23 protein-coding genes and 1 other RNA gene are annotated in these 26,460 nt (G+C 71.1%); 15 read left to right on the forward strand and 9 right to left on the reverse strand.

The features are described 5' to 3' along the window. The first annotated feature begins 36 nt into the window (after positions 1 to 36). Complete coding sequence (locus tag A33M_RS03860) at positions 37 to 1,500, forward strand: RimK family protein (protein ID WP_008383715.1); 1,464 nt, start codon at positions 37 to 39, stop codon at positions 1,498 to 1,500. A gap of 189 nt (positions 1,501 to 1,689) precedes the next feature. On the opposite strand, the gene A33M_RS03865 is transcribed toward A33M_RS03860, so the two are convergent. Continuing rightward, the gene (locus A33M_RS03865; protein ID WP_008383717.1) at positions 1,690 to 2,031 is read right to left on the reverse strand and encodes a hypothetical protein; all 342 of its coding nucleotides are present in this window, start codon (positions 2,029 to 2,031) and stop codon (positions 1,690 to 1,692) included. Positions 2,032 to 2,394: 363 nt separating this feature from the next. On the opposite strand from A33M_RS03865, the gene A33M_RS03870 reads away from it, so the two are divergent. Further along, positions 2,395 to 3,429 carry an aspartate-semialdehyde dehydrogenase gene (locus A33M_RS03870; protein WP_008383719.1) on the forward strand — a complete coding sequence of 345 codons (1,035 nt, stop codon included), beginning with the start codon at positions 2,395 to 2,397 and terminating at the stop codon, positions 3,427 to 3,429. 262 nt (positions 3,430 to 3,691) lie between these two features. On the opposite strand, the gene A33M_RS03875 is transcribed toward A33M_RS03870, so the two are convergent. Beyond that, a complete protein-coding gene (locus tag A33M_RS03875) occupies positions 3,692 to 4,033 on the reverse strand; it encodes a hypothetical protein (RefSeq protein WP_008383721.1) in 342 nt (113 codons plus the stop codon). A gap of 175 nt (positions 4,034 to 4,208) precedes the next feature. Between A33M_RS03875 and A33M_RS03880 the strand changes: the two genes are divergently transcribed. After that, positions 4,209 to 5,975 (forward strand): putative bifunctional diguanylate cyclase/phosphodiesterase, encoded by a 1,767-nt coding sequence (locus A33M_RS03880; protein WP_008383724.1) that lies wholly within the window; start codon positions 4,209 to 4,211, stop codon positions 5,973 to 5,975. Between the two features lie 128 nt (positions 5,976 to 6,103). On the opposite strand, the gene phaR is transcribed toward A33M_RS03880, so the two are convergent. Continuing rightward, complete coding sequence (phaR, locus tag A33M_RS03885) at positions 6,104 to 6,742, reverse strand: polyhydroxyalkanoate synthesis repressor PhaR (protein WP_008383726.1); 639 nt, start codon at positions 6,740 to 6,742, stop codon at positions 6,104 to 6,106. Between the two features lie 364 nt (positions 6,743 to 7,106). On the opposite strand from phaR, the gene A33M_RS03890 reads away from it, so the two are divergent. Both A33M_RS03890 and A33M_RS03895 read left to right on the forward strand, forming a co-directional pair. Beyond that, entirely contained in the window at positions 7,107 to 8,282 is a 1,176-nt protein-coding gene (locus A33M_RS03890; RefSeq protein WP_008383732.1) for an acetyl-CoA C-acetyltransferase, read from the forward strand. Between the two features lie 401 nt (positions 8,283 to 8,683). Next, the gene (locus tag A33M_RS03895) at positions 8,684 to 9,445 is read left to right on the forward strand and encodes a class I SAM-dependent methyltransferase (protein WP_008383735.1); all 762 of its coding nucleotides are present in this window, start codon (positions 8,684 to 8,686) and stop codon (positions 9,443 to 9,445) included. A 36-nt stretch (positions 9,446 to 9,481) separates the two neighbouring features. Here the strand turns inward: A33M_RS03895 and A33M_RS03900 are convergent, their stop codons facing one another. Beyond that, positions 9,482 to 10,201: a glutathione S-transferase gene (locus A33M_RS03900; protein ID WP_008383736.1), complete on the reverse strand. Its 720-nt coding sequence runs from the start codon at positions 10,199 to 10,201 to the stop codon at positions 9,482 to 9,484. Positions 10,202 to 10,417: 216 nt separating this feature from the next. On the opposite strand from A33M_RS03900, the gene A33M_RS03905 reads away from it, so the two are divergent. Genes A33M_RS03905 through A33M_RS03920 form a run of 4 tightly spaced genes read left to right on the forward strand, consistent with a single transcriptional unit; the run spans position 10,418 to position 14,671 of the window. Continuing rightward, entirely contained in the window at positions 10,418 to 11,608 is a 1,191-nt protein-coding gene (locus A33M_RS03905; protein ID WP_008383737.1) for an efflux RND transporter periplasmic adaptor subunit, read from the forward strand. Between the two features lie 32 nt (positions 11,609 to 11,640). Continuing rightward, entirely contained in the window at positions 11,641 to 12,336 is a 696-nt protein-coding gene (locus A33M_RS03910; RefSeq protein ID WP_008383738.1) for an ABC transporter ATP-binding protein, read from the forward strand. Beyond that, positions 12,333 to 13,493, forward strand: a complete 1,161-nt coding sequence (locus tag A33M_RS03915) for an ABC transporter permease (protein WP_008383739.1) — start codon at positions 12,333 to 12,335, stop codon at positions 13,491 to 13,493. The genes A33M_RS03910 and A33M_RS03915 overlap by 4 nt, the downstream gene beginning before the upstream one ends. Continuing rightward, positions 13,493 to 14,671 carry an ABC transporter permease gene (locus A33M_RS03920; protein ID WP_008383740.1) on the forward strand — a complete coding sequence of 393 codons (1,179 nt, stop codon included), beginning with the start codon at positions 13,493 to 13,495 and terminating at the stop codon, positions 14,669 to 14,671. Before A33M_RS03915 ends, A33M_RS03920 begins: the two co-directional genes overlap by 1 nt. 13 nt (positions 14,672 to 14,684) lie before the next feature. Here A33M_RS03920 and A33M_RS03925 read toward each other — a convergent pair whose 3' ends face one another. Then, positions 14,685 to 15,359 carry a carbonic anhydrase gene (locus A33M_RS03925; protein ID WP_008383741.1) on the reverse strand — a complete coding sequence of 225 codons (675 nt, stop codon included), beginning with the start codon at positions 15,357 to 15,359 and terminating at the stop codon, positions 14,685 to 14,687. A 135-nt stretch (positions 15,360 to 15,494) separates the two neighbouring features. Then, positions 15,495 to 16,238, reverse strand: a complete 744-nt coding sequence (locus tag A33M_RS03930; RefSeq protein WP_008383743.1) for a protein phosphatase CheZ — start codon at positions 16,236 to 16,238, stop codon at positions 15,495 to 15,497. A 267-nt stretch (positions 16,239 to 16,505) separates the two neighbouring features. Between A33M_RS03930 and A33M_RS03935 the strand changes: the two genes are divergently transcribed. Further along, on the forward strand, positions 16,506 to 17,786 hold the full coding sequence (locus tag A33M_RS03935; RefSeq protein ID WP_008383748.1) for a glycosyltransferase: 1,281 nt from the start codon (positions 16,506 to 16,508) through the stop codon (positions 17,784 to 17,786). A 4-nt stretch (positions 17,787 to 17,790) separates the two neighbouring features. On the opposite strand, the gene A33M_RS03940 is transcribed toward A33M_RS03935, so the two are convergent. After that, on the reverse strand, positions 17,791 to 18,747 hold the full coding sequence (locus A33M_RS03940) for an alpha/beta fold hydrolase (RefSeq protein WP_157223314.1): 957 nt from the start codon (positions 18,745 to 18,747) through the stop codon (positions 17,791 to 17,793). A gap of 303 nt (positions 18,748 to 19,050) precedes the next feature. Here A33M_RS03940 and A33M_RS03945 point away from each other — a divergent pair, with 303 nt between their 5' ends. Both A33M_RS03945 and A33M_RS03950 read left to right on the forward strand, forming a co-directional pair. Further along, entirely contained in the window at positions 19,051 to 19,800 is a 750-nt protein-coding gene (locus A33M_RS03945) for a L,D-transpeptidase (RefSeq protein WP_008383752.1), read from the forward strand. A gap of 253 nt (positions 19,801 to 20,053) precedes the next feature. Further along, complete coding sequence (locus A33M_RS03950; protein WP_008383754.1) at positions 20,054 to 22,534, forward strand: tetratricopeptide repeat protein; 2,481 nt, start codon at positions 20,054 to 20,056, stop codon at positions 22,532 to 22,534. A 342-nt stretch (positions 22,535 to 22,876) separates the two neighbouring features. Here the strand turns inward: A33M_RS03950 and A33M_RS03955 are convergent, their stop codons facing one another. Further along, positions 22,877 to 23,806, reverse strand: a complete 930-nt coding sequence (locus tag A33M_RS03955; protein ID WP_008383756.1) for a DUF2076 domain-containing protein — start codon at positions 23,804 to 23,806, stop codon at positions 22,877 to 22,879. Positions 23,807 to 24,074: 268 nt separating this feature from the next. Here A33M_RS03955 and A33M_RS03960 point away from each other — a divergent pair, with 268 nt between their 5' ends. After that, on the forward strand, positions 24,075 to 24,446 hold the full coding sequence (locus A33M_RS03960; RefSeq protein ID WP_008383758.1) for a sensory rhodopsin transducer: 372 nt from the start codon (positions 24,075 to 24,077) through the stop codon (positions 24,444 to 24,446). Positions 24,447 to 24,463: 17 nt separating this feature from the next. On the opposite strand, the gene A33M_RS03965 is transcribed toward A33M_RS03960, so the two are convergent. Beyond that, the gene (locus A33M_RS03965) at positions 24,464 to 25,366 is read right to left on the reverse strand and encodes a YihY/virulence factor BrkB family protein (RefSeq protein ID WP_008383761.1); all 903 of its coding nucleotides are present in this window, start codon (positions 25,364 to 25,366) and stop codon (positions 24,464 to 24,466) included. A gap of 229 nt (positions 25,367 to 25,595) precedes the next feature. Between A33M_RS03965 and ssrS the strand changes: the two genes are divergently transcribed. Both ssrS and A33M_RS03970 read left to right on the forward strand, forming a co-directional pair. Beyond that, positions 25,596 to 25,755: non-coding RNA, 6S RNA (gene ssrS / locus A33M_RS22720), on the forward strand. A 94-nt stretch (positions 25,756 to 25,849) separates the two neighbouring features. Beyond that, a complete protein-coding gene (locus tag A33M_RS03970) occupies positions 25,850 to 26,458 on the forward strand; it encodes a 5-formyltetrahydrofolate cyclo-ligase (RefSeq protein ID WP_008383763.1) in 609 nt (202 codons plus the stop codon). The last annotated feature ends 2 nt before the right edge of the window (positions 26,459 to 26,460 follow it).

Consider the following 26,460-nt stretch of genomic DNA (forward strand, 5'->3'; position numbering starts at 1 on the left):
GGGGCGGCGGTCCGTGCATGAAAAAGGGCTCTCCTCATGACCGGCTGGGTCATCCTGGTCGACCAGCCTCGCGACTTTCCGAACGCCGACACGCCCCACAAGGTGATCACCACCAGTGATTATCTCGCCCGACCGCGCCTGTTCGACTCGGCACGTCCGAAGATCGTCAACCTCTCACGCTCCTATGCCTACCAATCCAAGGGCTACTACGCGTCACTGCTCGCCGAGGCGCGCGGCCACCGGGTGATCCCCACCGTCGAGACCATGCTGGAGCTTCGCGAATCGAAGCTCTACGAGCACGCGCTGCCCGAGCTCGAGGACGAGCTGAACCGCTGCGCCAGGCGGGCCGACTTCGTGCCGGACGGCGAATTGAAGCTGTTCGTCTGCTTCGGCCTGCCGCAGGACGCCCGCTTCGAAGGATTCGGCCGGCTCCTGTTCGACTGGTTTCGCTGCCCGACCCTCGAGGTGACGGTCGACACCGGCGACCCGTGGCTGACCATCGACCGCATCCGGATGCGCAACGCCACCCGGCTGATCAACGGCGAGGCCGCCTTCTTTCGCGATTCGCTGCACGCGCACACCAAGCGCGAATGGCGCTCGCCGCGCGCCCGCACCTCGGCGAAATACGACCTCGCGGTGCTGTACGACCCGAACGAGAAGCTGCCGCCGACCTCGCGAAGCTCGATCAAGCATTTCGCCCGGATCGCCGAGAAGATGTCGGTCGACATTGCGCCGGTCACCAAGCGCCAGCTCGCCCAGCTCGCCGAGTACGACGGCCTGTTCATCCGCGAGACCACCTCGATCGACAACCACACCTACCGCTTCGCGCGCCGCGCGGTGCAGGAGGGGATGCCGGTCATCGACGACCCGATCTCGATGATCCGCTGCACCAACAAGGTCTTTCTCATGGAGCTGATGGACCAGCACGGGGTGGCGATGCCGCCGACCGTGATGGTCGCCGAAAAAGCCGACATGACGCGGGCGATGGACGAGCTGGGGCTGCCGCTGGTGGTGAAGATCCCGGACGGCTCGTTCTCGCGCGGCGTTCACAAGGTGGCGACGCAGAAGGAGTTCGAGCGGGTCGCCGACGAGCTTCTGGAGGAGACCGACCTTCTGCTCGCGCAAAAATTCATGCCGACCGACTTCGACTGGCGGGTCGGCGTGCTCGGCGGCGAGCCTCTGTTCGCCTGCCAATACCGGATGGCGCGCGGCCACTGGCAGATCGTCAAGCACCGGCCGGACGGCACCGCGCAGGAGGGCGGGTTCGAGACGTTCGATCTCGACAAGGTGCCGGAGGCGGTGCTCGACCTCGCGGTCAGGGCGGCCAAGCCGATCGGCACCGGCCTCTACGGCGTCGACCTGAAGGAGACGGAAAAGGGCATCGTGGTGATGGAGGTGAACGACAACCCCAACCTCGAGCACGGCGTCGAGGACGCGGTCGGCAAGGACGAGGTGTGGCGCAAGCTGTTGTCGTGGTTCATCGCCCGGATGGACCGGTGAGGCCACACACCCGTTCAGACACACAAAAGGCGGCCCGCGTGGCCGCCTTTTTCGTCGAACGTCCTGGTGTCGAACGTCTCGGTCGTGCGCCGTCGTCACGCGTCCCGTTCGGCACACTCGTCCGAGCCGGCCGCCAGCACCGATACTCCGGGCTTCTGTCCGGAGCGGCGTCGGCGACCGAAGCGCCGATCAGTAGCGCTGGTAGCCCGGGACGTCGAAAGCGCCCGGCAGCGGCATGCGCGAATACGAGCCCGGCGCCGTGCTGTAATCGAAGAAGCTCGGATACACCGTGAAGGCCGGCGACAGCGCGTAGTCCTGATAGTGGTAGGTGCCGGGGATCTGGTGCGGACCGGGGTCGAGGAACGAGCGGCGGCGCACGGTGATGCGGGTCGGCGCGCGGCCCTCTTCCTTGATGATCACGGTATCGTGCGAGGCGGCGGTGCGGCGCGGCGCGGCCTCGGCCGGCGCGGCAAGGAGCGCGGCCGCCAGTCCGGCGGCGGCGGCGCAGGCGGCAAAGGTCATCAGGCGCATGGGTCCTCGCAAAGAAATTCGAGCGCTGTCCGGCACCGGTCGAGGCCCTCGAGGGCACGGCGGACCCGGAAGCGCGACCACCACAGGGAACGCGAGCACGATTGTCGCACTCTTACCCGCGATTCTCATAGCACCACAAGGAAACGAGCATGTTAACGCCACGGTTCCAGGCGACCTGTGGCCGCAGGGCAGCACATCGCTTTGCGCCGCGCCCCCGACCGTGCGGCGGCACCGGCGGCCGCCCGCCGCATGGCTGCACGCCGGCATCGACCGGGCCGGGCCGTTGAATTGCCGGCCGGTCTCGCCTAGAACGCCGTCGCTTCGGCCTTTTCGAGAAAGGCCGCAGGATCCGGAGAGAACACCATGGGTTACAACGTCGCGGTCGTCGGCGCCACGGGCAATGTGGGCCGCGCGATGCTCGAAATCCTCGCCGAGCGGCAATTCCCCGCCGACGAGGTCACGGCTCTCGCCTCGCGGCGGAGCATGGGCACGGAAATCTCCTATGGTGACAAGACGGTAAAAGCGAAGGCGCTGGAGCACTTCGACTTCTCCGACGTCGACATCTGCCTGATGTCGGCCGGCGGGTCCGTGTCGAAGGAGTGGTCGCCCAAGATCGCCGCGCAGGGCGCGGTGGTGATCGACAACTCGTCGGCCTGGCGCTACGACCCCGACGTGCCCTTGGTCGTTCCCGAGGTGAACGCCGACGCGGTCGACGGCTTTCGCAAGAAGGGCATCATCGCCAACCCGAACTGCTCGACCGCCCAGCTGGTCGTCGCGCTCAAGCCGCTGCACGACCGTGCGACCATCAAGCGCGTGGTGGTGGCGACCTATCAGTCGGTGTCGGGCGCCGGCAAGGACGCGATGGACGAGCTGTTCTCGCAGACCAAGTCGGTCTTCACCCTCGACGAGATGGAGGTGAAGAAGTTCCCGAAGCGGATCGCCTTCAACCTGATCCCCCATATCGACGTGTTCATGGAGGACGGGTACACGAAGGAAGAGTGGAAGATGATGGCCGAGACCAAGAAGATTCTCGACCCGAAGATCAAGCTCACCGCGACCTGCGTGCGGGTGCCGGTGTTCGTCAGCCACTCGGAAGCCGTCAACATCGAGTTCGAGAAGCCGATCACCGCCGACGAGGCGCGCTCGATCCTGTCCAGCGCGCCGGGCTGCCTGGTGATCGACAAGCACGAGCCGGGCGGCTACGTCACGCCCTACGAGGCGACCGGCGAGGACGCGACCTATATCAGCCGCATCCGCGAAGACGCGACGGTGGAGAACGGCCTCGCGCTGTGGTGCGTGTCGGACAATCTGCGCAAGGGCGCGGCGCTCAACGCGGTCCAGATCGCCGAGTGCATGCTCAAGCGCAAGCTTTTGACCGCCAAGAAGAAGGCGGCCTGAGGCCGACGGCCGGGCTCGCTCTCGTCCAGCGAGGCACTCCGAAGAAGTGCGTCTCGAAGGGCGGGGGCGGCCTGATGGTTCGAGACCGGCCTGCGGCCGCTCCTCGGCACGAGGGGAGAGTTGCGGCACGCGTGCCGCGTCGTCGGCTCTCCTCGCTGGCGCGACGGGATGCACACGAGGGCGACGACCATTTGCGCGGGCCGAAACCCGCGCACGACGGCTGCGGCTGCGCGCATCCGGGGACGAAAAACGCCGAAGACAATCAAGCGGTAACGGCGATCCGGGCGTAATTGGCCGGGCCGGTGGCGCGCACCGTCGCGCCATAGGCGGCCTGCACCTCCTCGGGCTCGGCGCGGCGGCGGTCGCGGGTCTGCGGCACGCCGTCCTTGGTCGCGATCAGATGAGCGAGGAAGCCGGCGTCGTGACGCCCGACCGGACGCGGCGCGCGCGGGGCGCGGGCGGGCTCGAGCGGGACCAGGGCACGACCGAACGGCGGCACCGCGCGGGTATCGGCAGCCGAGGTCGCCGCGGCGTCCGCCGCCCGTTGGTGCGGGGCGTCGCGCGGGATCGGGGCGTAGGTACCGACGCGCTCGATCGGGCTCATGGACGACTCCTGTACCGAGACGGGACAGGGTCCCGCCGATACCGTGTGTCACCGCAACGCCCGTGCCATGCCCTCGGTTCTCCACCGCCGGCCCGGCACACGATTTTCCAATTGTTTAATCCTGTCGTGTACGCCTGCGGAATACACTCGTGCGTTATCCGAGGACCGTGACGACGTGACCTTCCCCGACCCGCAGCCGCGGCCCCCCGCCGCCGACCTTCCCCGCGCCGAAAACCCGCCGGATCACAGCGATCCGAGCGGTTGCCTGGACGCCTGGAAGATCCTCGTCTCGATCGGGGACGTGCCCTATTGCTGGGACGTCGCCAGCGACGCGATCGCCTGGGGCTCCAATGTCGGCCCCGTGCTCGGGGTCGACGATCCGGCCGCGATCGCCTCCGGCCGCGCCTTCGCCCAGCTGCTCGCGGCGGACAACGCCTACACCCGGTTCGACGCGGTGATGCGATCGTCCCAAACCGATACGGGTCGGGGCGTTCCCTACTGCGTCCAGTACGCCCTGACCGCCCCGTTCCGCGACGGTGGCGCTTTGTGGGTCGAGGACGTCGGCCGCTGGTTCGCCGGCCCGCACGGCGAGCCGGCCCGCGCGCACGGCGTGGTGCGGGTGATCAACGAGCGCCGCGCCCACGAGGAGCGGCTCGCCTATCTCTCGCGCTACGACGACCTCACCGGCGAGATGAACCGCTGGCACCTCACCGAGGTGTTGAGCGCGACGGTCGAGGAGACCGTGCGCTACCGGGCGAGCTGCGGGTTCCTGCTGCTGGCGATCGACAATGTCGGCCGCATCAACGAGGCCTACGGCTTCGAGATCGCCGACGACGTGGTGGCGGCGGTCGCCAAGCGGTTGCGCGCGCGAATGCGCGGCGGCGACGATCTCGGCCGGTTCTCCGGCAACAAGTTCGGCATCATCCTGCGCCAGTGCTCGCAGGACGACATCAAGGTCGCCGCCGAGCGGCTGCTCGCCGGCGTGCGCGAGGGGGTGGTGCAGACCCGGGTCGGCCCGGTCGCGGTCACCGCCTCGATCGGCGGGGTGGTGGTGCCACGCCACGCGCGAAACCTGCAGGAGGTCCTGAGCCGCGCCAAGGAGGCGCTCGACCTCGCCCAGTCGAAGCGCTCGGGCTCGTTCCACGCCTATCAGCCGAGCATCGAGCGCGACGCGCTCCGCCGCGCCAGCATGCGCACCTCCGACGAGATCGTCACCGCGCTCAACGAGCGGCGGGTGCGCATCGCCTTCGAGCCGGTGGTCGACACCGTGACGCGAAAGCCGGCCTTCTACGAGTGCCTGCTGCGCCTCGCGCGGCCGGACGGCACGCTGATCGGCGCCGGCGAGGTGGTGCCGATCGCCGAGAAGCTCGGGCTGGTGCGGCTGCTCGACCACCGCGTGCTCGAGCTGATCATCGAGGAGATGCACCAGGCGCCGACGCTGCGCGCGAGCGTCAACGTCTCGCCCGCCTCGACCTCCGATCCCGAATGGTGGGACTGCCTGTCGGCCAGCCTGCGCGCCCATCCCGAGCTGGCGGACCGGCTGGTGATCGAGATCACCGAGACGGCGGCGATCCAGGACATCGACGAGACCCGCGGCTTCGTCGCGCGGGCGAAGGATCTCGGCTGCCGGATCGCGATCGACGATTTCGGCGCCGGCTACACCTCGTTCCGCAGCCTGCGCAAGCTCGGGGTGGACATCGTCAAGATCGACGGCGCCTTCGTGCAGCACCTCACCCGCTCGGACGACGACCGCGCCTTCGTCCAGACCTTTCTCGACCTCGCCCACCGGCTGCGGCTGAAGACGGTCGCCGAATGGGTGCAGGACGAGACGTCGGCCGGCCTGCTCGCCGACTGGGGCTGCGACCACCTGCAGGGCGCGCTGATCGGCCTCGCCTCGCTGGAGCGGCCGTGGCGGGCCGACACGACGGCCGCGGCGGGCTGACCGGCGCGACGCGCCGCAGGACCGCATCGCAGGACCGTCTTCGGCCTCTCACGGCAACGGCGGCGTGGACACGCCGCCGTGCCGGTCGAACCGTCGGCTCCCGCAGGAGCCGGACGTCGCGCCTCGGCCTACTCCTTCGGCTTGTCGCCCTCGCTCAAGCGGTCGATGCGCTTCTGCATCTCCTCGAGCTGGCGGCGCAACGCCTCGATCTCGCCGGGCTGGGGCGGCGCCTCGCCGGCCGCGGCCGGCTGGCCGTGCGCCTCGGCGGACGCCGCGCCGGTCGGCGCCTCGCCGGCCGTGCCGTCGCCGGGGCGCGTCGCGAACGGCGTGAACATCGTGAAGGCGCGCTGGAACATCTCCATGTTCCGCCGCACCTGGTCCTCCATCGTGCCGAGCCCGCCGACCCCCCAGGCCTGGGCCATCTGGTCGCGGAACTTCGACTGCTCGCGCGAGAACATGTCGAGCGAGCTCTCGAGATAGCGCGGCACCAGCATCTGCATGCTGTCGCCGTAGAACCGGATCAGCTGACGCAGGAAGGTGATCGGCAACAGGTTCTGGCCCTGCTTGCCCTCCTGCTCGAAGATGATCTGGGTCAGCACCGAGCGGGTGATGTCCTCACCGGTCTTGGCGTCGTAGACGACGAAGTCCTCGCCGGTCTTGAGCATGCCGGCGAGATCCTCGAGGGTGACGTAGGTGCTCGTGCCGGTGTTGTAGAGGCGCCGGTTGGCGTACTTCTTGATGATGACCGGGGCGTCGGACTTGGCCATGCGCGTTTCGCTCTGCAAACGGGATCACGGGAATTCTCGGTGCAAAGGCATCGACCTCGCCCCGATTTGAGCTCAGCCGACAAAAATTAGGCGAATTCCATTCCCGCGGCTACCGTTTTCGTGGATCTCCCGCGGTCGCCGTGGATCTCGTGAAACGTCCGTCGCCCGGTCGACGTTCCGGCGCGAAGACGGTTGTCGAGTGCATGGATGTCGTGCCAACCTCGCAACCGACGGGAGCGAAGAACCACCCGCGAGTATCGAGCGCCGAGAACGAGGTCGCGAGCGAACGCGGCCGCGGCACCCTTTCGGCACGCCCGGCAGGCGCCGCGGCGGCCGGCCAGAACGCAACCAGGGAGTTCACCCAATGTCGGACGAGATCGTCATCGTCGGGGCCGCCCGCACGGCGGTCGGCAGCTTCAACGGAGTGTTCAGCACCTTGCCGGCGCACGAGCTCGGCAAGATCGCGATCAAGGCCGCGCTCGAGCGCGCCGGGGTCGAGGCCAAGGACGTCGACGAGGTGATCGTCGGCCAGATCCTCGCCGCCGGCCAGGGCCAGAACCCGGCTCGCCAGGCGTCGATCGGCGCCGGCATTCCGGTCGAGGCGCCGGCCTGGGGCGTCAATCAGCTGTGTGGCTCGGGCCTGCGCACGGTGGCGCTCGGCGCCCAGCAGCTGCGCGATGGCGGCGCCGACGTGGTGGTCGCCGGCGGCCAGGAGTCGATGACGCTCGCCCCGCACCTCGCCTATCTGCGCTCCGGCGTGAAGATGGGCGCGCTCGACCTCGCCGACTCGATGCTCAAGGACGGCCTGTTCGACGCCTTCCACGGCTATCACATGGGCGTCACCGCCGAGAACGTCGCCAAGAAGTGGCAGATCACCAAGCAGGAGCAGGACGAGTTCGCGGTCGGCTCGCAGAACAAGGCCGAGGCGGCGCAGAAGTCGGGACGCTTCAAGGACGAGATCGTGCCGGTGACGATCAAGTCGAAGAAGGGCGACACGGTGGTCGACACCGACGAGTTCCCGCGCCACGGCGCGACCATCGAGCAGATGGCCAAGGTGCGGCCGGCGTTCGACAAGGAAGGCACCGTCACCGCCGCCAACGCCTCCGGCATCAACGACGGCGCCGCCATGGTGGTGCTGATGCGCCGCAGCGACGCCGAGAAGGGCGGCCACCCGATCCTCGCCCGCATCGCCTCCTGGGCGCATGCCGGCGTCGACCCGGCGATCATGGGCACCGGCCCGATCCCGGCCACCCGCAAGGCGCTGGAGAAAGCCGGCTGGACCCACGAGGACCTCGACCTGGTCGAGGCCAACGAGGCGTTCGCCGCGCAGGCGATCGCGGTCAACAAGGACCTCGGCTGGGACACCTCCAAGGTCAACGTCAATGGCGGGGCGATCGCGCTCGGCCACCCGATCGGCGCCTCCGGCGCGCGCGTGCTGGTGACGCTGCTGCACGAGATGCAAAAGCGCGACGCCAAGAAGGGCCTCGCGACGCTGTGCATCGGCGGCGGCATGGGCATCGCCATGTGCGTCGAGCGCTGAGGGCCCTGGTGCCGAGGGCCCTGGCGCCGAGGGCGTCGGCCTCGCACCTCCACGACCGGCCGGCGGCCTCGCGCTGCCGGCCGGCTCTCGCCCGGTCCCGCCCCGGCCTCGCACCACCGATCGCACCCCCGGTCGACCACTCCGTCGCCGGTCCGCGCCGTCACTTCGCCACAGGAGCCCGATTCGCCGCCGCCGCGGCCGTCCCCGCAGCCCGATGGTGCGGCCGAGCGCCGAATCCTCGTGTATAGGAGGCTTTGAGGCGCGGCACCGCGACCCGGCGCGATCGTGGAACCAGAGACCGTGGAACCGGAGACCGTGGAACCGGTGCCCGCGGGTCGGCGCCGGAGCGCCGAGAGCACGCACGACGCCGGGCCGGGACCGGCCGCTGATGGCAGAGGAACATGTCGCTCGACGTCGTCGATCTCCGCAACTTCTACGCCCACCCGCTCGGCAAGGTGGCGCGCCGCTTCGTCGGTCGCGGGATCCGCACGCATTGGGGCGACACCCGCGGCCAGCGGGTGCTCGGCATCGGCTACCCGACGCCCTATCTCGGGCTCTTTCGCGAGCAGGCCGAGCGCTGCCTCGCCTTCATGCCGGCCTCGCAGGGGGTGGTGCGCTGGCCGACCGCCCGCCCGGCGCTCGCCGCGCTGGTCGAGGAGTACGACCTGCCGCTGCCGGACGCGACGATGGACCGGGTGCTGCTGGTCCATGCGCTGGAAAACACCGCCGACGGGCTGTCGCTGCTGCGCGAGGTGTGGCGGGTGCTGGCGCCGAGCGGCCGCATTCTGGTGGTGATCCCCAACCGCCGCGGCCTGTGGGCACGGATGGACACCACGCCGTTCGGCCAAGGGCGGCCCTATTCGCGCTCGCAGATCGTCACCCTCCTGCGGGAGACCTCGTTCACCCCGACCTCGTGGGGCGAGGCGCTCTACATGCCGCCGATCGGCAAGCGCTGGTTCATGCGCTCGGCGTTCGCCTGGGAGCGCACCGGGGCGACGCTGTCGGCGCCGTTCGCCGGCGTCCACATCGTCGAGGCGACCAAGCAGGTGTTTCGTGCGATCCCGGCCGCCAAGCGCGCCAAGCGCCGTCTGGTGCCGGTGCTGGAGCCCGTGCTGGAGCCGGTGCCGGGCGGCCTGCGCTGCGATCCTCTCCGGGCGGAGTAGCCGGCGCGCCGCCGCCGTTCCGTCCGCCGTCCGGCCTCAGCCGTCGAGCTCCTCGTAGCGCCGAAAAATGCCGGTCTCGTTGAAGGCGAGCCGGCGCTCGGAGGCGAGATAGGCGGCGATCCGCGGGCGCGCGGCCACCGCGTCGTGCAGCGCGACCAGGCGGGGCGTCGTCTTCTCCACCTTTCTCGCCGTCTTCGGGAAGGCCCATCGCAAGCCCTCCACCACCTGGAACAGCGAGAGATCGGCATAGGTCGCGCGCCGGCCGCCGACGAAGTTTCCGCCGCTCCGCTCCAGCACCGTCTCGAACCAGCCGTAGAATTTCTTCATCCGGGTCTTGCGGAAATCGGCGGCGCGGCGGGCGGCCTCCGCCTTCTGCTCCTCGTAATAGAGCGACGCGCCGATCGGGTGGTGGGTGTCGTGCGCCTCGGTGACGAGATCGGCGATGGTGAGCTGCACCTGGTGCACCCACAGCCGGCCGCCCTCGGTGTTCGGCGCGAGCCCGTGATGGTCGCCGAGAAACAGGAGAATGTTGGCGGTCTGGCCGATCAGCAGCCGACCGGCCTTGAGGAACGGCGGGGCGAACGGCGGGTGCGGCACGGTGTCGCCACCCATCAGCGCCAGCATCGCCGGGGCGCCGCCCTTCGGCTCGGGCAGGCGGGCGACGTCGTGGTACGGCACGCCGGCCTCCTCGAGCGCGAGGCGGACGAACTCGCCGCGGCCCTGCAGCGTCGGCCAGTAATAGAGCTCGTAGGCCATGCGGTCGCTCCTTTTTTGCGCGCGCGAGAGGTGGAAGGGGTGGGGGCTCGGGGGTGGGCCGTCGGCGCGGACCGGCCCGTCGCCGGCGGGACGTCGCGCCGCACCCCACCCGACAACCATGCCGACGTCACGATGTTGCACTAGGGGGCTCACAACCCGTATGTCAGGCCGAGACGCCCCGGGCGATCCCGGAGCCGCGGCCGCCGGAAGGCGAGAATGGACGACCGGACGAGACTGCTGAAGTCGCTGACGATCGATCGGAGCGAGGCGGCGGTGCCGCCGCGGCGGAGCTTTCGCGGGCCGCTGATCGCCCTGGTCGCGGCGTTCGCCGGCGTGCTGGCGGTCGGCGTGTGGCTGCTCGACCCGTTCGACCCGGCGCGCGCCCCCGCCGCCCCGCCCGACCGGACCGCGGCGACCGGCGCCACCCGCACCGCCTCCGCCGATCCCACCACCGCGCCGGCCACCGCCCCGCGGGCCGACACCGCCCCGGCTTCGCCGCCCGCCGCCCCGCCGGTGCGGGCGCGACCAAAAGGCCTCGCCGCCTCGGGCTACGTGGTCGCCCGCCGCAAGGCGACGGTCGCCGCCGAGATCACCGGCAAGGTGACGGACGTCCTGGTCGACGAGGGCATGGTGGTCCACGCCGGCGAGATCCTCGCAAAGCTCGACTCGACGCTCGCCGAGACCGACCTCGCGCTCGCCAAGACCAAGGCGGAGGCCGCCGAGGCCGCCCGCCGGGCGATCGCCGCCGACCTCGCCGACGCCGAGCGCATCTTCGCCCGCACCCAGAGCCTGTCGAAGCGCGACTTCGCCACCGAGGCCGAGCTGACCCGCACCGAGGCGCGGGTGAACGTGCTGCGCGCCCAGCTCGCCCAGGCGCAGGCCCAGCTCGAGACCGCCAAGCTCGAGGCGCAGCGCTACGGCGAGGTGCTCGACAAGCACGCCATCAAGGCGCCGTTCGGCGGCGTGGTGGTCGATCGCAGCGCCCAGCCGGGCGAGATGATCTCGCCGATGTCGGCCGGCGGCAGCTTCACCCGCACCGGCATCTGCACCATCGTCGACATGGGCTCGCTCGAGGTCGAGGTCGACGTCAACGAGGCCTTCATCGGCCGGGTCCGCGAGGGCGGCGCGGTGCGGGCGGTGCTCGACGCCTATCCCGACTGGACGATCCCGGCGCACGTCGTCGCCATCGTGCCGACCGCCAACCGCGAGAAGGCGACGGTGCGCGTGCGCATCGGGCTCGGCGAGACCGACCCGCGCATCCTGCCCGACATGGCGGTGAAGGTGACCTTCGTCGAGGACGACGGCGCGGCCGCCGCCTCGCCGTCCGGCGCGTCGTCCGCCGGCGCGTCGTCCGCCGACGCCACGGCGACCACCGCCGCCGCTCCGAAAACATCCGCGGCCCGGTGATCCCGACCGATCCGCCAAGCGGAGACAGCTCGATGAACGATTCCGCCCTGGTCCGCCTCTCGGGGGTCGGCAAAGGCTTCGTCAAGGGCCGCGACGCGATCTCGATCTTCGAGCATCTCGACCTCGCGATTCCCGAAGGCGACTTCGTCGCGGTGATGGGGCCGTCGGGCTCCGGCAAGTCGACGCTGCTCAACCTGCTCGGCGGCATCGATCGCCCCGACACCGGCGCGATCGAGATCGCCGGCACGCGGATCGACGGGCTCTCCGAGGGCCGGCTCTCGCGCTGGCGCGCGGCGACGATCGGCTTCGTCTTCCAGTTCTACAATCTGATGCCGATGCTCACCGCCGCGCAGAACGTCGAGCTGCCGCTCCTTTTGACCCGGCTCGGCGGGCGCGAGCGGCGCGCCCATGTGGCCGCCGCCCTCGAGGTGGTCGGGCTGGCCGACCGGGCCAAGCACTATCCGCGCGAGATGTCGGGCGGGCAGCAGCAGCGGGTGGCGATCGCCCGCGCGATCGTCTCCGATCCGAAGCTCCTGTTGTGCGACGAGCCGACCGGCGACCTCGACCGCGGCTCGGCCGACGAGATCCTGGCGATGCTGAAGTCGCTCAACGCCGATCTCGGCAAGACCGTGGTGATGGTCACCCACGACCCGGCGGCGGCGCGCTACGCCAAGCGCACGCTGCATCTCGACAAGGGCCACTTCGAGGAGAAGGAGCTCGCGGCGTGAACGACGGGGTGCTGATCGCCAAGAACCTCTTCCGCAAGAAGCTGCGCGCGATCCTGATGATCGTGTCGATCCTGATCGCCTTCGCGATCTTCGGCGTGCTGGCGGCGTTCGAGCGCGCCTTCAATGCCGGGCAGGAGGTCTCCGAGGACGACCGGCTGGTGGTCGTCAACAAGATCAACTTCACCCAGCCGCTGCCGATCTCCTACTTCAACCGGATCGCCGCGGTGCCGGGCGTCCGTCAGGTCACCTATGCCAACTGGTTCGGCGGCTATTATCAGGACCCGAAGAACTTCACCATCGTGATGGCGGTCGAGCCGGCGACCTATCTCGACATCACCGCGAGCGACTTCGCCTATGACGGCGCGATGCGCGAGCGGTTCGAGCGGACCCGCACCGGGGCGCTGGTCGGCCGCCAGCTCGCCGCCAAATGGGGCTGGAAGGTCGGCGACCGCATCCCGATCTCGTCGAGCATCTTCCAGCAGAAGGACGGCTCGCACAGCTGGGAGGTCGAGATCGTCGGCGTCTTCGACAAGAACAAGCCGCAGGTCGACACCAATTTCATGCTGATCCGCTGGGACTATTTCGACGAGACCCGCTCGTTCGGCAAGGACACGATCGGCTGGCTGATCCTCAAGACGGACTCGCCGGCGATCAACGACAGGGTGTCCGAGACGATCGACAAGATGTTCGAGAACTCCTTCTACGAGACCGCGACCGACACCGAGAAGGCGTTCAACAAGGCGTTCATGGCGCAGCTCGGCAACGTCGCGCTGATCGTCACGCTGGTGGTCGGCGCCGCCTTCGTCACCATCCTGATGATCGTCGGCAACACCATGGTGATGGCGGTGCGCGAGCGCACCCGCGAGATCGCGGTCCTCAAGACGCTCGGCTTCTCCGGCGCGCGGGTGCTGCGGCTGGTGCTCGGCGAGACGCTGCTCTTGGCGCTGATCGGCGGCGGCATCGGCATCGCGATCGCCGCGGCGATCACCGCGAGCATGCGCGACAGCCTCTCGACCTTCGTGCCGAACCTCGAGGTCGGCCCGGGGATCGTGCTGTCGGCCGTCGGGCTGATGGTGGCGCTCGGCCTCGCCACCGGCCTGGTGCCGGCCTGGAACGCCTTTCGCCTGAAGATCGCCGACGGCATGGGACGCGGCTGATGCTGAAGCAGATCGCCGCGGTGACGCGGATCAATCTCCGCAGCATCCCGCAACGCTTCTGGCCGTCGCTGTCGACGGTGGTGGCGGTCGCGCTCGTGGTGATGGTGCTGCTGTCGTTCCTGGCGATGTCGGCGGGCTTCCGGCAGACGCTGGCGAGCTCGGGCGCCGAGGACGTCGCGATCGCGCTGCGGGCGGGCGCCCAGGCGGAGATCAACTCGGCGATCACCCGCGATCAGGTGCGCCTGCTCGAGGACGCGCCGGGCATCGCCCGCGGGCCGGACGGCAAGCCGCTGGTCTCGGCCGAGCTCTATCTGATCGTCGACGGCATCAAGCGCTCGACCGGCACCAAGGCGAACCTGCCGCTGCGTGGCATCGGCGAGGCGGGGCCGGCGCTCCGCAAGGGCGTCCATGTCGTCGCGGGCCGCATGTTCGCCCCCGGCAGCAACGAGGTGGTGGTCGGCAAGAGCTTGCTCGCCGAGTTTTCCGGCTTCGGGCTCGGACGGACCGTCAAGTTCGGCACGGCGCGGTGGACGGTGGTCGGCGTGTTCGAGGCCGACGGCAGCGTGTTCGAGTCGGAGATCTGGGGCGACCTGCCGGTCGTGCAGAGCCTGTTCAACCGCAACAACACCTTCCAGACGGTGCGGATGAAGCTCGACGGGCCGGGCGCGCTCGCCGCGCTGAAGGCCTACAGCGACCACGACCCGCGGCTGAAGCTCGAGGTGAAGTCCGAGAAGGAGTATTTCTCCGAGCAGTCGTCGCAGACCAACGACTTGATTCAGAAACTCGGCTGGCCGCTGGCGATCGCGATGGCGTTCGGCGCGCTCGCCGGCGCCTTGAACACCATGTATTCCTCGGTCGCCTCGCGCGCGGTGGAGATCGCGACGCTGCGGGCGATCGGCTTTTCCGGCTTTCCCGCCTTCGTCGGCACGCTCGCCGAATCGCTGGTGCTCGCCGGGATCGGCGGGGCGATCGGCGCGGTGGCGACGTGGCTGGTGTTCGACGGCTTCACCGCCTCCACGCTCGGCGCCAATTTCGCCCAGGTGGTGTTCTCGTTCCGCCTGACCCCGGCGACGATCGGCCAGGGCGTCGTGCTGGCGCTGGTGGTCGGGCTGGTCGGCGGCCTTCTGCCGGCGATCCGCGCCGCCCGCATGCCGATCGTCAAGGGCTTGCAGGGCTGAGAGACCGCCGCGCTCAGAACCGAGGCGCGGCAAAAATCTTCGCATACTCGGCGGCGGCGACCGGGGCGAACGCGCCGTCGGCGGCGTCGTAGGCCATCAGCTCGCCGGTCGCGACGCCGAAATAGGCGGCGTGCAGCGCGAGCTTGCCGCGCTCGACCAGGATGCGCACGCACGGGAAGGTCATCAGATTGTCGAGCGCGACCTGGAGCGAGGCCTGCTCGAGCTCGGCGGCATAGACCGAAAGCGGCATGTCGCCGCGCGGCCCGAGCTTTCGGGCGGCGGGCGCGAGCAGCTCCATCCACTTGCCGATGAAGTCGCCCGGCGACAGCGGCGGTCCGCCCTCGGCGAACGCCCGCACGCCGCCGCACTGGGCGTGGCCGAGCACCACGACGTGCTTCACCTTCAAGGCCTGCACGGCGAACTCGAGCGCGGAGGAGACGCCGTGATAGGCGCCGTCCGGCGCATAGGGCGGCACCATGTTGGCGACGTTGCGCACGACGAACAGCTCGCCCGGCCCGGCGTCGAAGATCACCTCCGGCGAGACCCGCGAATCGCAGCAGCCGATCACCATGATCTCGGGCGATTGCCCGTGCTCGGCGAGCGCCCGGTAGCGGCTCTGCTCGGTCGGCAGCCGCCCCGTGAGAAAGGCCCGATAGCCCTCGGTCAGCCTTTGTGGAAAGCCCGTCATCGTCACGCCTCCGAACGCCGCCCACGGCGACGCCCGCGGGCGTGTGCGACAATACTCCACACGGCGGAAAATCAAACCGTCATGGAGGGCCGGCCGAGGTCGTGCCGGCCGAGGTCGTGGCGTCGGCGATCGACGTCAGTCGAACAAGGCGTCGATGTCGTTCTGCGAGACGTGGCCGACATCGCCCTCGAGCTTCGGCCCGTTGAGGAGCTTGTCCTCCTCGGCCTTCTCGGCGACGTCGACCGGGGCGTAGCCCTCGAACGACTCGATGCCGCCCCAGATCTCCTCCATCCGCTGGATGTGGGCCTCGATGAACTTCAGCACGGCGACCACCTTGCTGATGCGTTGCCCGGTGAGATCCTGGAAATTGCAGGCCTCGAACACCTTGACGACCGAGTCCTGGATCAGCTGCACCGCCGCCTGATCGGCCTCGCTCTGGACGGAGCCGGCCAAGACGTTCGCCTGCTCGTCGATCTGCTCGACCAGGCCGAGGATCGCCTCGGTGGCGTGCTCGGTGTCCTCGACCACGGTGTCGAGCTCGTTCGCCACCCGCGACATCTCCTGGCCGTTGAAGCCGGTGACGTGGATGGTGGCGAGCTCGCGCTTGGTCTCGGTGATGGCGTGCTCGATCACGTCGAGCTCGGCCTTGACCTTCTGGTACTCGGCGAACTGGGCCTGGAACTTCTCGAGCGCCCGCTGCGCATCCAGCGCCCGGCCCTCGATCAGCGCGCGTACGCCGCGGATCTCGGTGACGATCTCGAGATGACGCAGCACCGCGTCGGCATCGGTGGCGGAGGCCGGCGGGATCTGCTCGCCCGGGGTCTCGACCTCGACCGGCGCACGGAATTGCTCGACCCGGAAAGTTTTGCGCGGCTGCATGGATTTATCGCATTCGATTCGGCCTTTAGCGTTCTACGCGATCATTCTTTAACGGGTGGTTCACGGGGTGCGGCAAAGGCCGTCGAACCGCCCGGTCCGATCGCGGCCGGAACGCGTGCCCGCATGCCGTAGCCGAGCTCCGGCGACCCGACAAGGGGCCGGCGGTTGAAGCAGCCCCGGAGTTTTGGCAAGGAGATGGTCGCGCCCGTCCGTCCCGGCCCGCGCGAGGGTGCGACCGGATGCGCACACCATGACCCCCGACCCGACATGAACGCAGAAGGCCGCGCGGCCCCCCTGACGATCGTCGTCGTCGCCCTCGGCAGCGCCGGCGACGTCCACCCCAATGTCGCGCTCGCCGCCGAGGCGGCGCGGCGCGGCCACGACGTGGTGCTCGCCGCCCCCGCGGTGTTCGCCACCGTCGCAGCGCGCGCAAAACTGCCGTTCGTCCCCTTGGTCGACGAGGCGCACTATCGCCGCACCATCGACGACCCCGACCTGTGGCACCCGATGCGCTCGGTGCGGGTGTTCGCCGAGGGCTTGATCCTGCCGGCGCTGCGCCCCGTCTTCTCGCTGATCCGCGAAAAGTACCGGCCCGGCCGCACGGTGGTGGCGGCGCCCGGCTTCGCGCTCGGCGCCCGCATCGCCCACGACGCGCTCGGCGTGCCCTTGGCGAGCGTCCATCTGCAGCCGGCGGTGATGCGCAGCATCGAGGCGCCGCCTTGCTACGGCTTTCCGGATCTGCTCGGGATGGGGCCGCGCTGGTTCCGCCGGTCCTATTTCGAGCAGGCCGACCGCTTCATCGACGCCCATCTCGCCGGCCCGACCAACGCGCTGCGGGCCGAGCTGAACCTGCCGCCGGTCGCCCGGCTGTTCGATGCCTGGTTCCATTCGCCGCAGGCGGTGATCGGCTTCTTCCCCGAGTGGTACGGCCCGCCGGTGCCGGGCTGGCCGGACAATCTGGTGCTGGCCGGCTTTCCGCTGTGGGACGGCCGCGACCAGTGGGCGCCCTCGCCCGCGCTCGAGCGCTTCCTCGCGGACGGCGAGCCGCCGATCGTGTTCACCGCCGGCACCGCGATGACCCATGCCGAGCGCTTCTTCCGGACCTCGGTCGCGGTGTGCGAAAAGCTCGGGCGGCGCGGGATTCTGCTCACCCAGTTTTCCGCGCAGCTGCCCGAGCGGCTGCCAGACGGCGTGCGGGCGTTCGACTACGTGCCGTTCGGCGTGGTGCTGCCGCGGGCGGCGGCGCTGGTCCATCACGGCGGCATCGGCACCACCGCGCAGGCGCTCGCCGCGGGAGTGCCGCAGCTCGTCGTGCCGGCGACCCACGACCAGCCGGACAATGCCAAGCGGGTGAAGCGGCTCGGCGTCGGCGACTATCTCACGCCCCGCGCCTACCGGCCGCGCGCGGCCGCCAAGAGGCTCGCCGCGATCATGGGCCCGCAGGTGCGGGAGGCGTGCCGCAGGCGCGCCGCCGATCTGTCGACCAACCATGCGGCGGCGACCGCCTGCGACGTGCTGGAGACGCTCGCCGGCAGCGATCTGCGCTGAAGGCTCAGGCCACCGGCACGGCGGGGCAGTCTGGAAAGAGGCCGGCGAGAAACGGCCGCACCCGCGCTTCGATCTCCGCGTGGTGGGTGAAGAGGCAGGAGTGCTCGCCGCCCGCGATCGTCATCGTCTCGGCGCCCGGTATCGCCGCCGCCAAGATCTCGGCATGGGCGAACGGCACGTAGGGGTCGGCGGTGCCGTGCACCACCAGCACCGGCACGGCGATGCGGGCGAGCGGCAGGTCGGTCAGCGCGACGAGCCGGGCGTGGTCGGCGCGCGAGCCCGGCAGCCGGGCGGCGAGCCGGTTCATCCCGCTCTGCAGATTGGCGGCGAACAGCGCCGCCGCCTCCGGATCGGCGAGGAGGCGCGCCCGCATCGCCGGGTCGGCGATCGGCCGCACCGCGGCGCGCTCGAGGTTCTGCACCGCCTGGCGGGCGAGCCAGCGGGCGAGCGGCGGAATTTTGGAGATCAGTGCCAGGACATGCAGCCAGCCCGGCGCCGCGGTGTCGAGCCGCGCGGCGCACGCCGAGACCAGCACCAGCCCGCGGCAGCGGTCGGGATGGCGCACCGCAAACTCGAAGGCCGACAGGCTGCCGGCGGAGAACGCCGCGACCGCGACGCTCGGGATGTCGAGGGCATCGAGGAGATTTGCCCAGACGTCGGCCTGCTCGGCGGGCGAAGCGCCGACCGAGAGCGGCGTGCCGAGATAGCCCGGCCGGGACGGCGCGACGATGCGATAGCCGTCGCCGAGGGCGCAGGCCGCGTGCAGCGCCGCCTGGTCGTAGCCGGCGAGCAGCCCGTGCAGCGCCAGCACCGGCGGCGCACCCGTCCCGTCGCCGACCACCGCGCACTCGACGTCGCCGCCGCGGGTGGCGATCCGGCGCGGCGCCGGGGTGCGGGCGAGAACCGCCGCCGCCCGCGCCACGACGTCGGCGGCCGCGAGCGGGCGCACCGGCTCCCTCACCGGTCCCCCCACAGGTCCACCCGGCGACGGTCCCGTCTCGGCATCCATCGGTCGCCCCCCTCGTCGCCCGTCACGCGTTTACCTTGCGTTTACCACGATCTTTCGCCGAAGTCGTCATTAACCACGTTTCTTCATGTTTACGACCTGCAAACCATAGACGTCCAAACATCGTCACCGAAGGCTTCACAGTAAAGACAACGGCGCCCGTTTTTACGACTTGGTTTCCATTGATCCCGTTTACTCGAAATGCACCAAGGAATGGTGTCCAGAGTCTTGTCGGCGTATCGCGTACAGAGCCCCCACATGGTCCGCATTCTCATCGCAGCCCTGGCCTCGACGGCGCTGGTCGGCGTCGCCTCGGCCCAGACCTATTACGTCCCCGGTCCGAACGGCGGATCGGGCGCGCGTGTCGCGCCGATGCCGGTGCGCCATCAGCCACGCTCGGCGCTCGGCGGCGGCCTGCTCGAGGCGATCTTCGGCGGCGCCGAATCGTCCGGCGGCTCGCTCGACCGCGCCGCGGTGCCGGTCTACGGGTCGGCCACCTCCGGGTCGCCCTACGGCGCCCAGGCGTCGCTGCCCGACCCTTCGGCTTACAGTCGCAACGCGGTCGATCCGCGCTACCTGCCGCAGGAGGTCGCCTATGACGGCCATCAGGCGCCCGGCACCATCGTGATCGATACCGACCGGTTCTTTCTCTATCTCGTGGAGGGCAACGGCCGGGCGCGGCGCTACGGCGTCGGGGTCGGCCGGCCGGGCTTCACCTGGGCCGGCACCCACGAAATCTCCGCCAAGCGCGAATGGCCCGACTGGCGGCCGCCGCCGGAGATGCTGCAGCGCCGCCCCGATCTGCCGACCTTCATGGCCGGCGGGCCGGAGAACCCGCTCGGCGCCCGCGCGCTCTATCTCGGCTCGACGCTCTACCGCATCCACGGGTCGAACGAGCCGTGGACGATCGGCACCCGCATCTCCTCGGGCTGCATCAGGATGCGCAACGAGGACGTGATCGACCTCTACGGCCGCGTGAAGGTCGGCACCAAGGTGGTGGTGCTCTAGGCACCACCACGATGTTCTTCCTTGCCGCCCGCGGGCGGCGCAACGAGGGAGCTCCGACGGCACGGGTTCACCCGAAAGCACACGACGACGTACTGGCGCGGGGCGCGTCCGATTTCATCCGAATCGGGCGCGTTCCTGCTTTCGCGTCCCGAGGGGCGGCGGCGACGAAAAGTCGGCGACCGACACGGCGGGGCCAAATTTCGGACGTTCAGTGTGTCGGGGAACAGCCGATGCGGGGACCGAGGGGCAGCAGGTGAGCGAGCACACCTATCGGGCATTCGTCGTGCACACGCCGGTCGACGAGGCGTGGGCCGACACCATTCGACGCGGCTTGGAGAACACCCGCGTTCCCTGGCGGCTGGCGGGTCGCGAGACCCCGGCGGGCCGGGTGCCGGCGACGCTGGTGCCGCTGTTCCGCTTCACCGCCGAGCCGTCCCCGGCGGACTTCTTCGATTTCCTGCAGGCCGACGACGAGCTCGAGCCGGACGACGCGCCCGCCGCCGCGGACGAGAGCGCCGAGACCGAGCCGAAGGCCCAGGGGACGGCCGACGCCAAGGCCGGGAGCACGGCCGACGCCGAGGCGGTGCGGCCGCTGGTGCCGGACGCGGTCGGCGCGGCGCTCGCCGATTCGCAGTCGCTGATCGTGCTGTGCTCGCCGGAGGGCGCCGACAATCCGCAGCTCGACGAGATCGTCCGCCGCTTCAAGGCGCTCGGTCGCGGCGCGCGGATCGTTCCGGTGATCGTCGCCGGCGGCCCGCTGACGGTGTGGACCGACTGCTGCCCGCCCGCCCTGAAATTCCGCCTCGACGATGCCGGCCGAATCACCGACCGGCCCGACCCCGCAGCGCCGGCGCCGATCGACGCGCGGGTCGACGAGCCGGACGGCTTGGTCGCCGAGATCGCCGCCCGGCTGACCGGCCTCGCTCCGGACGATTTCCTGAAGCCCGCGGCGCGGGCGCAAAAGCTCCGGCGCGGCGTCGCCGATCTCGCCGCGGGAGCGGCGGTGCTGGCGCTGCTCGCCGGCGGCATCTGGGGGCTCGGCCGGTTCGTCCTGCCGAACACGCCGACGACGCTCGACGCGCTCCTGTCGGCCGGCACCGGGGTCACGGTGCGGGTGATGGAGGGGGCCGACCGGCTCGGCCTGTCGCACGCGGCGATCGGCGCGGTGGCCGGCCCGGCCGAGCGGACGCTGCAAACGCTCGCCGAGAACGGCGCGGCCTCGCCGCGCATCCGCTATCGGCGGGCGGCGATGCTGCTCGCCTTCGAGCGCCGCGCCGAGGCGCTCGGCCTCTATGCCCGGTCGGGCGACCGCACCGCGGCCGCCGCCGGGCTGCTCGAGGATCTCGCCCGCCACGCCGACGATCTCGATCCCGCGCTGCTGCGCGACGTGGCGATGGAGACGCTGACGCTCGCCCGCCAGCGGCGCGCCCACGGCGAGACCGAGGCGGCGCTGGTCGAGGCGCGCCGGGCGCTCGCGCTGCTCGAGCGGCTCGCCTCGCGCACCCCCGACGACACCGGCCGGCGGCGCGACGTGTCGGCAGCCCAGGTCGCGGTCGGCGACGCGCTGCTCGCCGCCGGCGAGCCGGACGCGGCGCTGGTGCCGTATCGTGACGCGCTGGTGATCCGCGAGGCGATCGCCACCGTCGATCCGGCGAGCGGCGCGGCCAAGCGCGACGTGGCGCTGGCCGAGGAGCGGATCGGCGACGCGATGGTGGCGAAGCACGACCCCGCCGAGGCGGAGAAGAGCTTCCGCCGGGCGCTCGCGCTGCGGCTCGCGGCGGCCGGGCCCGACCCCGGCTGGCAGCGCGCGCTCGCGGTGGTCTACGACCAGCTCGGCGACGTCCAGGCGGCGCAGGGCGCGACCGCCGACGCGCTCGACAGCCACCGGGCGGCGCTCGCGGTGCAGCTCGCCGCCGCCGGCCATGCCGATCCGGTCGCGCAGGACGCGCTCGCGGTGACGCAGGAGCGGATCGGCGACGTCGAGAAGCGGCGCGGCCGCCTCGCCGAGGCGCTCGCCGCCTATCAGGATTGCCTGGTGATCCGCGAAAACCTCGCGGCCTCCGTGGCCCCGGCCGATCCCCGCGGAAAACGCTGGCGACGCGAGCTCGCGGTGACCCACGAGCGGATCGGCGACGTGCTGGCGGCGCAGGGCATGCCGGAGATGGCGCTCGCCGCCTACCGCACCAGCCTCGCCGGCCGCGAGCGGCTGGCGCAGGTCGAGCCGTCCGACCGCCTGTTGCGGGACATCGCGGTGGCCGAGACGCGGATCGCCGACGTTCTGGCCGAGCTCGGCGAGCCCGACCAGGCGATGGCCGGATACCGGCGGGCGCTCGCGCTGCGCGACCGGCTGATCGCCGCCGCCGCCGCGTCGGCCGCGTCTGCCGGCAGGATCTCGGACACGCCCGACCGGGCGGCCGCCGACGATATCGCCACCGGCAGCATCGCCACCGCCAGCGCCGACCCGGCGGCACGCTTCGCGCCGGACTTTTCCGCACGACGTGCCACATCGGTTCCGGCGGCGGTCGGCGGCGACGTGTGGGAGCGGGTGGTGGTGGAATGGCGGCTCGCCGGGCTCGGCGATCGCCCGGCCGAGCGGTTCGCCACGATCGTGCGGTCGCTGCAGGATCTCGACGCCGCCCACCGGCTGACCGTCGAGCAGGCGCGCTGGCTGCCGCTCGCCGAGCAGGCGCTCGAGCGGGCCGGCGGTCGGCACGAGGCGGCCGAGCGGCCCTGACACGAGAGAGGCGGGCGGGGGACCTCGCTCGCGCCCGCGCTCGTACCGGCGGCGACGGAGATCGACCTCGTCGAGGCGCACTCCGCAGGCGCGCGTCTCGCAGGACGAGGACACTGTCCTCGGGCCGGGCCTCGTCATTCTCGAGGCCGCCCGTGGCGGCGCTCTGAATGAGGGAGCCGCCGGTGGCGGCGCTCGGAATGGGGAGCCACCCGTGGCGGCTCCCGGGACATTCGGCGGACGGCGCGGCCCGCTCCGGCCCGGCTCGGGCCAAGTCGGAGTCGGGCCAAGTCGGAGTCGGGCCAAGTCGGAGTCGTGCCAGGTCGGAGTCAGGCCAGGTCGGAGTCAGGCCAGGTCGGAGTCGGAATCGCCGAAATCGCCGCCGTCGTCGTAATCGGCGTCGTCGCTGTCGTCCGTGTCCGGATCGTCGAGCGCGGCATGGCGGTCCACGCCGATGTCGCCGAGCCCGGCATCGCGCGCGAGGTCGCCACCGCCGCCACTGCCGCCCCACGGCGAGGCCGCCGCCGCGGCGCCCGGATCGAGCGCACCGTGCCCGGTCGCACCGCCCGCCGCATCGCCCGCATGCGCCGTGCCGGTCATCCCGCGGAGACTGTCGAGCAGCAGCGAGCCACCGATCACGCCGGCCGCGGCGGCCGCCGCGGTGCCGAGGAACGAGCCGCGGCCCCCGCCCCCGAAGGCGCCGGGAGCGGCGCCCTGCGCGTAACCGCCCTGCCCGTACCCGCCTTGGCCATAGCCACCCTGGCCAAAACCGCCCTGGCCATAGCCGGCCGGCGGCACCTCGCCCTGAGAAAATCCCGGATCCGCACGGCGGCCGAACACCGGCTGCCCCGAAGATTGTCCGGGCGACTGGCCGGCCGGCTGGCCGGCCCCGCCCCAGCGCGAGTCGTGCCAGCGCGGATCGGACGGCGGGTCGCGATCGTCGTGGGGATCGGCCGCGCGCACCGAGGGCACCGAGCCGCGCCCGCGCGGCGCGTCGCCCTCGCCGAACATCGCGCTGCGCAAGCTGTCGAGGAACCCGCCCTGCGGCGCGCGCTCCTCGGCATGGCCGGCCTCCAGCTCGGCGATGCGCTCGTGGGCGCGGCGCAAGGCCTCGTCCTGGAGGAGCGCCGTCTGCACCAGCGCGTAGACGGCGTGCGGCGCGCGGCCGAGGCCGTCACGGATGGCCTGCTCGGCATCGGGGTCGCGGGGCTCGCGCTCGAGCGTCGCCAGACGGTCGAACAGTGCGGCGACGAGCGTCTTTTCCTGCGGAGTCATGGGTCTCTCCTCTGGCCGATCGTGTCGGCCCGGTACGCAGGCGGAAACACGGGGTTTTGCGGCGGCGTGCACGCGGCGTGCGCCGCCCGTCGCTCGATATGGGAACGCATCCGCGGCGGCAAAATGACGATCTTGTCGCACCGGGCTTGTCGCACCGGGCGGCGCCGCCGTCGGTCCGGCAGCGCACCACCGCGCGCCACGGCGCCGAACGGGGCCGGCCGCCGGTGCGTTCCCGCTCGGCGGGGGCGAGCGAGCCGAGGAGCACGAAATGATCGAGGTCGGGCGCAAGGTGTGGGCGATCGCCGAGGGCTACATCCCGGGGCAGAGCGTCAGCCAGGAGCACGCGCTGGTCTCGCACGAGGCGGCCTGCATGCTGAACGCCGGCAACGAGGACGCCGAGGTGACGATCACCCTGTTCTTCACCGACCGCGACCCGGTCGGGCCGTATCGCGTCACCGTGCCGGCGCGGCGCACGCTGCATCTGCGCTTCAACGATCTCGACGATCCCGCGCCGGTGCCGCGCGACACCAGCTACTCCGCGGTGATCGTCTCCACCGTGCCGATCGTGGTGCAGCACTCGCGGCTCGATTCGCGCAACCCGGCGATCAGCCTCCTGTCGACCGTCGCCTTTCCGGTGTGAGCGGGGCGGAACGAAGGTCAGGCGGGCGTCGCCTCTTTTTCGGGCGCTCCCCGCGCCTCCTCTCCACGCGATCCCCGGGCCTGCGGCTCGCCGGCCCGGCGGCGGCCGACCGCGGCGTCGACCTCGGCGCCGATCAGCACCGCGAGCGCCGATCCCCACAGCCAGAACATGAAGGCGACGATGCCGCCGAGCGAGCCGTAGAGCCGGGTGTAGCCGCCGAACCTGCCGATGTACCAGGAGAAGGCGAGCGCGAAGCCGAGCCACAGCAGGGTGCCGACCGCGCTGCCGAGCAGGATGTGCGGCCAGTCGGGGTTCTTGCGGTTCGGGCCGAAGCGATAGAGCGTGGCGATGGCGAGCGCCGCCACCAGGAAGAGAATCGGCCAGCGGGCGAGCCGCACCGCGGCGGCGACGTCCTCCGCGGCGAAGATGCCGAGCAGCGACGGCAGCACCAGGATTCCGAAGGTGGCGAGCGAGAGAAACACCACCCCGCCGACCGTCAGCACCAGCGAGACGGCGTAGCGCTGCCACATCGGCCGGCGCTCCGCCCGGTCGTAGATCAGCGCGAGCGCGGTGACGAAGCTGCGGATCGCCCGGCTGGCGCTCCACAAGAGCAGCAGGAACCAGCCGACCGAGCCGGCGAGCGTGCGCCCGTCGGTGGCGTTCGACAGGAGCCCCTGCCGGATCTGCTCGTCCAAGACCTTTGCCGCCGGCGGCGGCAGCAGCTCCTTCAGCGAGGAGGCCAGCCGGGTGATGTCGTGCGGATCGGCGACCACCGAATAGGTCGAGACGACGGCGGCGATCGCCGGCACCACCGCCAGCATCGTGTAGAACGCGACGCTCGAGGCGGTGGTCGTCAGCCGGTCGTCGCGGAACCGGAGAAAGGCCCCGAGGGCCAGGGTTTTGCCGTCGGCGAGCCGCATGGCCCCTCCTTTCGCCGTCCGCATGTCGTCGCTGTCGGATGCCGGCCCGCGCGAGCCCCGTGGTCGCCGTGGCGGCCATCGGGGAAACCGCCGAGCGGCACCGCGGTTTCCTGGTGCCGTGCCGGCATCCCGAGAGACCGGCGTGCGCCCTTTCACCCCGCCGACAAAATCGTCCGCCCGGCGCATGCCGCCGCTGGCGGCGCAGCGGGCGAGCGCCTACATTGGCCGGGCGGGGCTGCGGGGTGCGTTTGGGGTCTTTAATCCCCGGGGCCTTATCGATCCTGAAGGGAGCTGTCCCTGACCGGACCCGTGGGTCCGGACACATGGCGCCCACCTACCATGGTAGGGAACCCGGGATCGTGTACCCCGACGGCTCAGGCGGCTCCGCACGTTTTCTTCCCATCCTGCGTCCCACCCCGGCAGGCCCGTGACCCCACCCGATCGCCCGGCAAGACGACCCGGCTCGCCAACTCTCGCCCGCCGATGACGGCCGACGCGAGAAGAACGCCGCTCGACGCCGAGAAGGCGACGGTCCGCGCGGCGGCGCTGGCGCGGCGCGACGCGCTACCGGCCGAGCGGCGGGTGACGGCGGCCGCCGTGCTCGCCCGCCGGCCCTTGCCGGTGGCGGTTCCGCCGGCCGCGGTGGTGTCAGGATACGTGGCGATCCGCAGCGAGCTCGATCCGTTGCCGCTGATGCGCGCTTTCGTCGAAGCCGGCGCCTCGCTGGCCTTGCCGGTCACTCTTTCTCGCGGAAAACCGCTGGTGTTTCGCGCCTGGCGCGAGGGCGAGCCGCTCGACGAGAGCCGGTGGGGACTGTCCGAGCCGACCCCGGCGGCGCCCGAGGTCGCGCCCGACATCCTGCTGGTGCCGCTCGCCGCCTTCGACCGGCGCGGCCACCGCATCGGCTACGGCGCCGGCTTCTACGACCGCACCCTCGACGCGCTCCGGGCGAAAAAGCCGGTGGTGGCGATCGGGCTCGCTTTCGCGTGCCAGGAATGTCCGAGAATTCCGGTCGGACCCTTCGACGCACCCCTCGATCTCGTGCTAACGGAAACGGCGGTTCACGATTTCAGGCAGGTCAGGCGGGGCTGAGC

It is taken from the genome of Rhodovulum sp. PH10 (assembly GCF_000293785.1).
Classification (GTDB): Bacteria; Pseudomonadota; Alphaproteobacteria; order Rhizobiales; family Xanthobacteraceae; genus Rhodoplanes.

Excerpts from the sequence above, each read along its gene's own strand:
- A33M_RS03875 (WP_008383721.1), bottom strand. The coding sequence starts at position 4,033 with ATGAGCCCGATCGAGCGCGTCGGTACCTACGCCCCGATCCCGCGCGAC.
- A33M_RS03870 (WP_008383719.1), top strand. The coding sequence starts at position 2,395 with ATGGGTTACAACGTCGCGGTCGTCGGCGCCACGGGCAATGTGGGCCGC.
- A33M_RS03945 (WP_008383752.1), top strand. The coding sequence starts at position 19,051 with ATGGTCCGCATTCTCATCGCAGCCCTGGCCTCGACGGCGCTGGTCGGC.
- A33M_RS03930 (WP_008383743.1), bottom strand. The coding sequence starts at position 16,238 with ATGCAGCCGCGCAAAACTTTCCGGGTCGAGCAATTCCGTGCGCCGGTC.
- A33M_RS03965 (WP_008383761.1), bottom strand. The coding sequence starts at position 25,366 with ATGCGGCTCGCCGACGGCAAAACCCTGGCCCTCGGGGCCTTTCTCCGG.
- phaR (WP_008383726.1), bottom strand. The coding sequence starts at position 6,742 with ATGGCCAAGTCCGACGCCCCGGTCATCATCAAGAAGTACGCCAACCGG.
- A33M_RS03935 (WP_008383748.1), top strand. The coding sequence starts at position 16,506 with ATGAACGCAGAAGGCCGCGCGGCCCCCCTGACGATCGTCGTCGTCGCC.
- A33M_RS03895 (WP_008383735.1), top strand. The coding sequence starts at position 8,684 with ATGTCGCTCGACGTCGTCGATCTCCGCAACTTCTACGCCCACCCGCTC.
- A33M_RS03925 (WP_008383741.1), bottom strand. The coding sequence starts at position 15,359 with ATGACGGGCTTTCCACAAAGGCTGACCGAGGGCTATCGGGCCTTTCTC.
- A33M_RS03970 (WP_008383763.1), top strand. The coding sequence starts at position 25,850 with ATGACGGCCGACGCGAGAAGAACGCCGCTCGACGCCGAGAAGGCGACG.
- A33M_RS03890 (WP_008383732.1), top strand. The coding sequence starts at position 7,107 with ATGTCGGACGAGATCGTCATCGTCGGGGCCGCCCGCACGGCGGTCGGC.
- A33M_RS03910 (WP_008383738.1), top strand. The coding sequence starts at position 11,641 with ATGAACGATTCCGCCCTGGTCCGCCTCTCGGGGGTCGGCAAAGGCTTC.
- A33M_RS03865 (WP_008383717.1), bottom strand. The coding sequence starts at position 2,031 with ATGCGCCTGATGACCTTTGCCGCCTGCGCCGCCGCCGCCGGACTGGCG.
- A33M_RS03920 (WP_008383740.1), top strand. The coding sequence starts at position 13,493 with ATGCTGAAGCAGATCGCCGCGGTGACGCGGATCAATCTCCGCAGCATC.
- A33M_RS03955 (WP_008383756.1), bottom strand. The coding sequence starts at position 23,806 with ATGACTCCGCAGGAAAAGACGCTCGTCGCCGCACTGTTCGACCGTCTG.
- A33M_RS03960 (WP_008383758.1), top strand. The coding sequence starts at position 24,075 with ATGATCGAGGTCGGGCGCAAGGTGTGGGCGATCGCCGAGGGCTACATC.
- A33M_RS03905 (WP_008383737.1), top strand. The coding sequence starts at position 10,418 with ATGGACGACCGGACGAGACTGCTGAAGTCGCTGACGATCGATCGGAGC.
- A33M_RS03860 (WP_008383715.1), top strand. The coding sequence starts at position 37 with ATGACCGGCTGGGTCATCCTGGTCGACCAGCCTCGCGACTTTCCGAAC.
- A33M_RS03900 (WP_008383736.1), bottom strand. The coding sequence starts at position 10,201 with ATGGCCTACGAGCTCTATTACTGGCCGACGCTGCAGGGCCGCGGCGAG.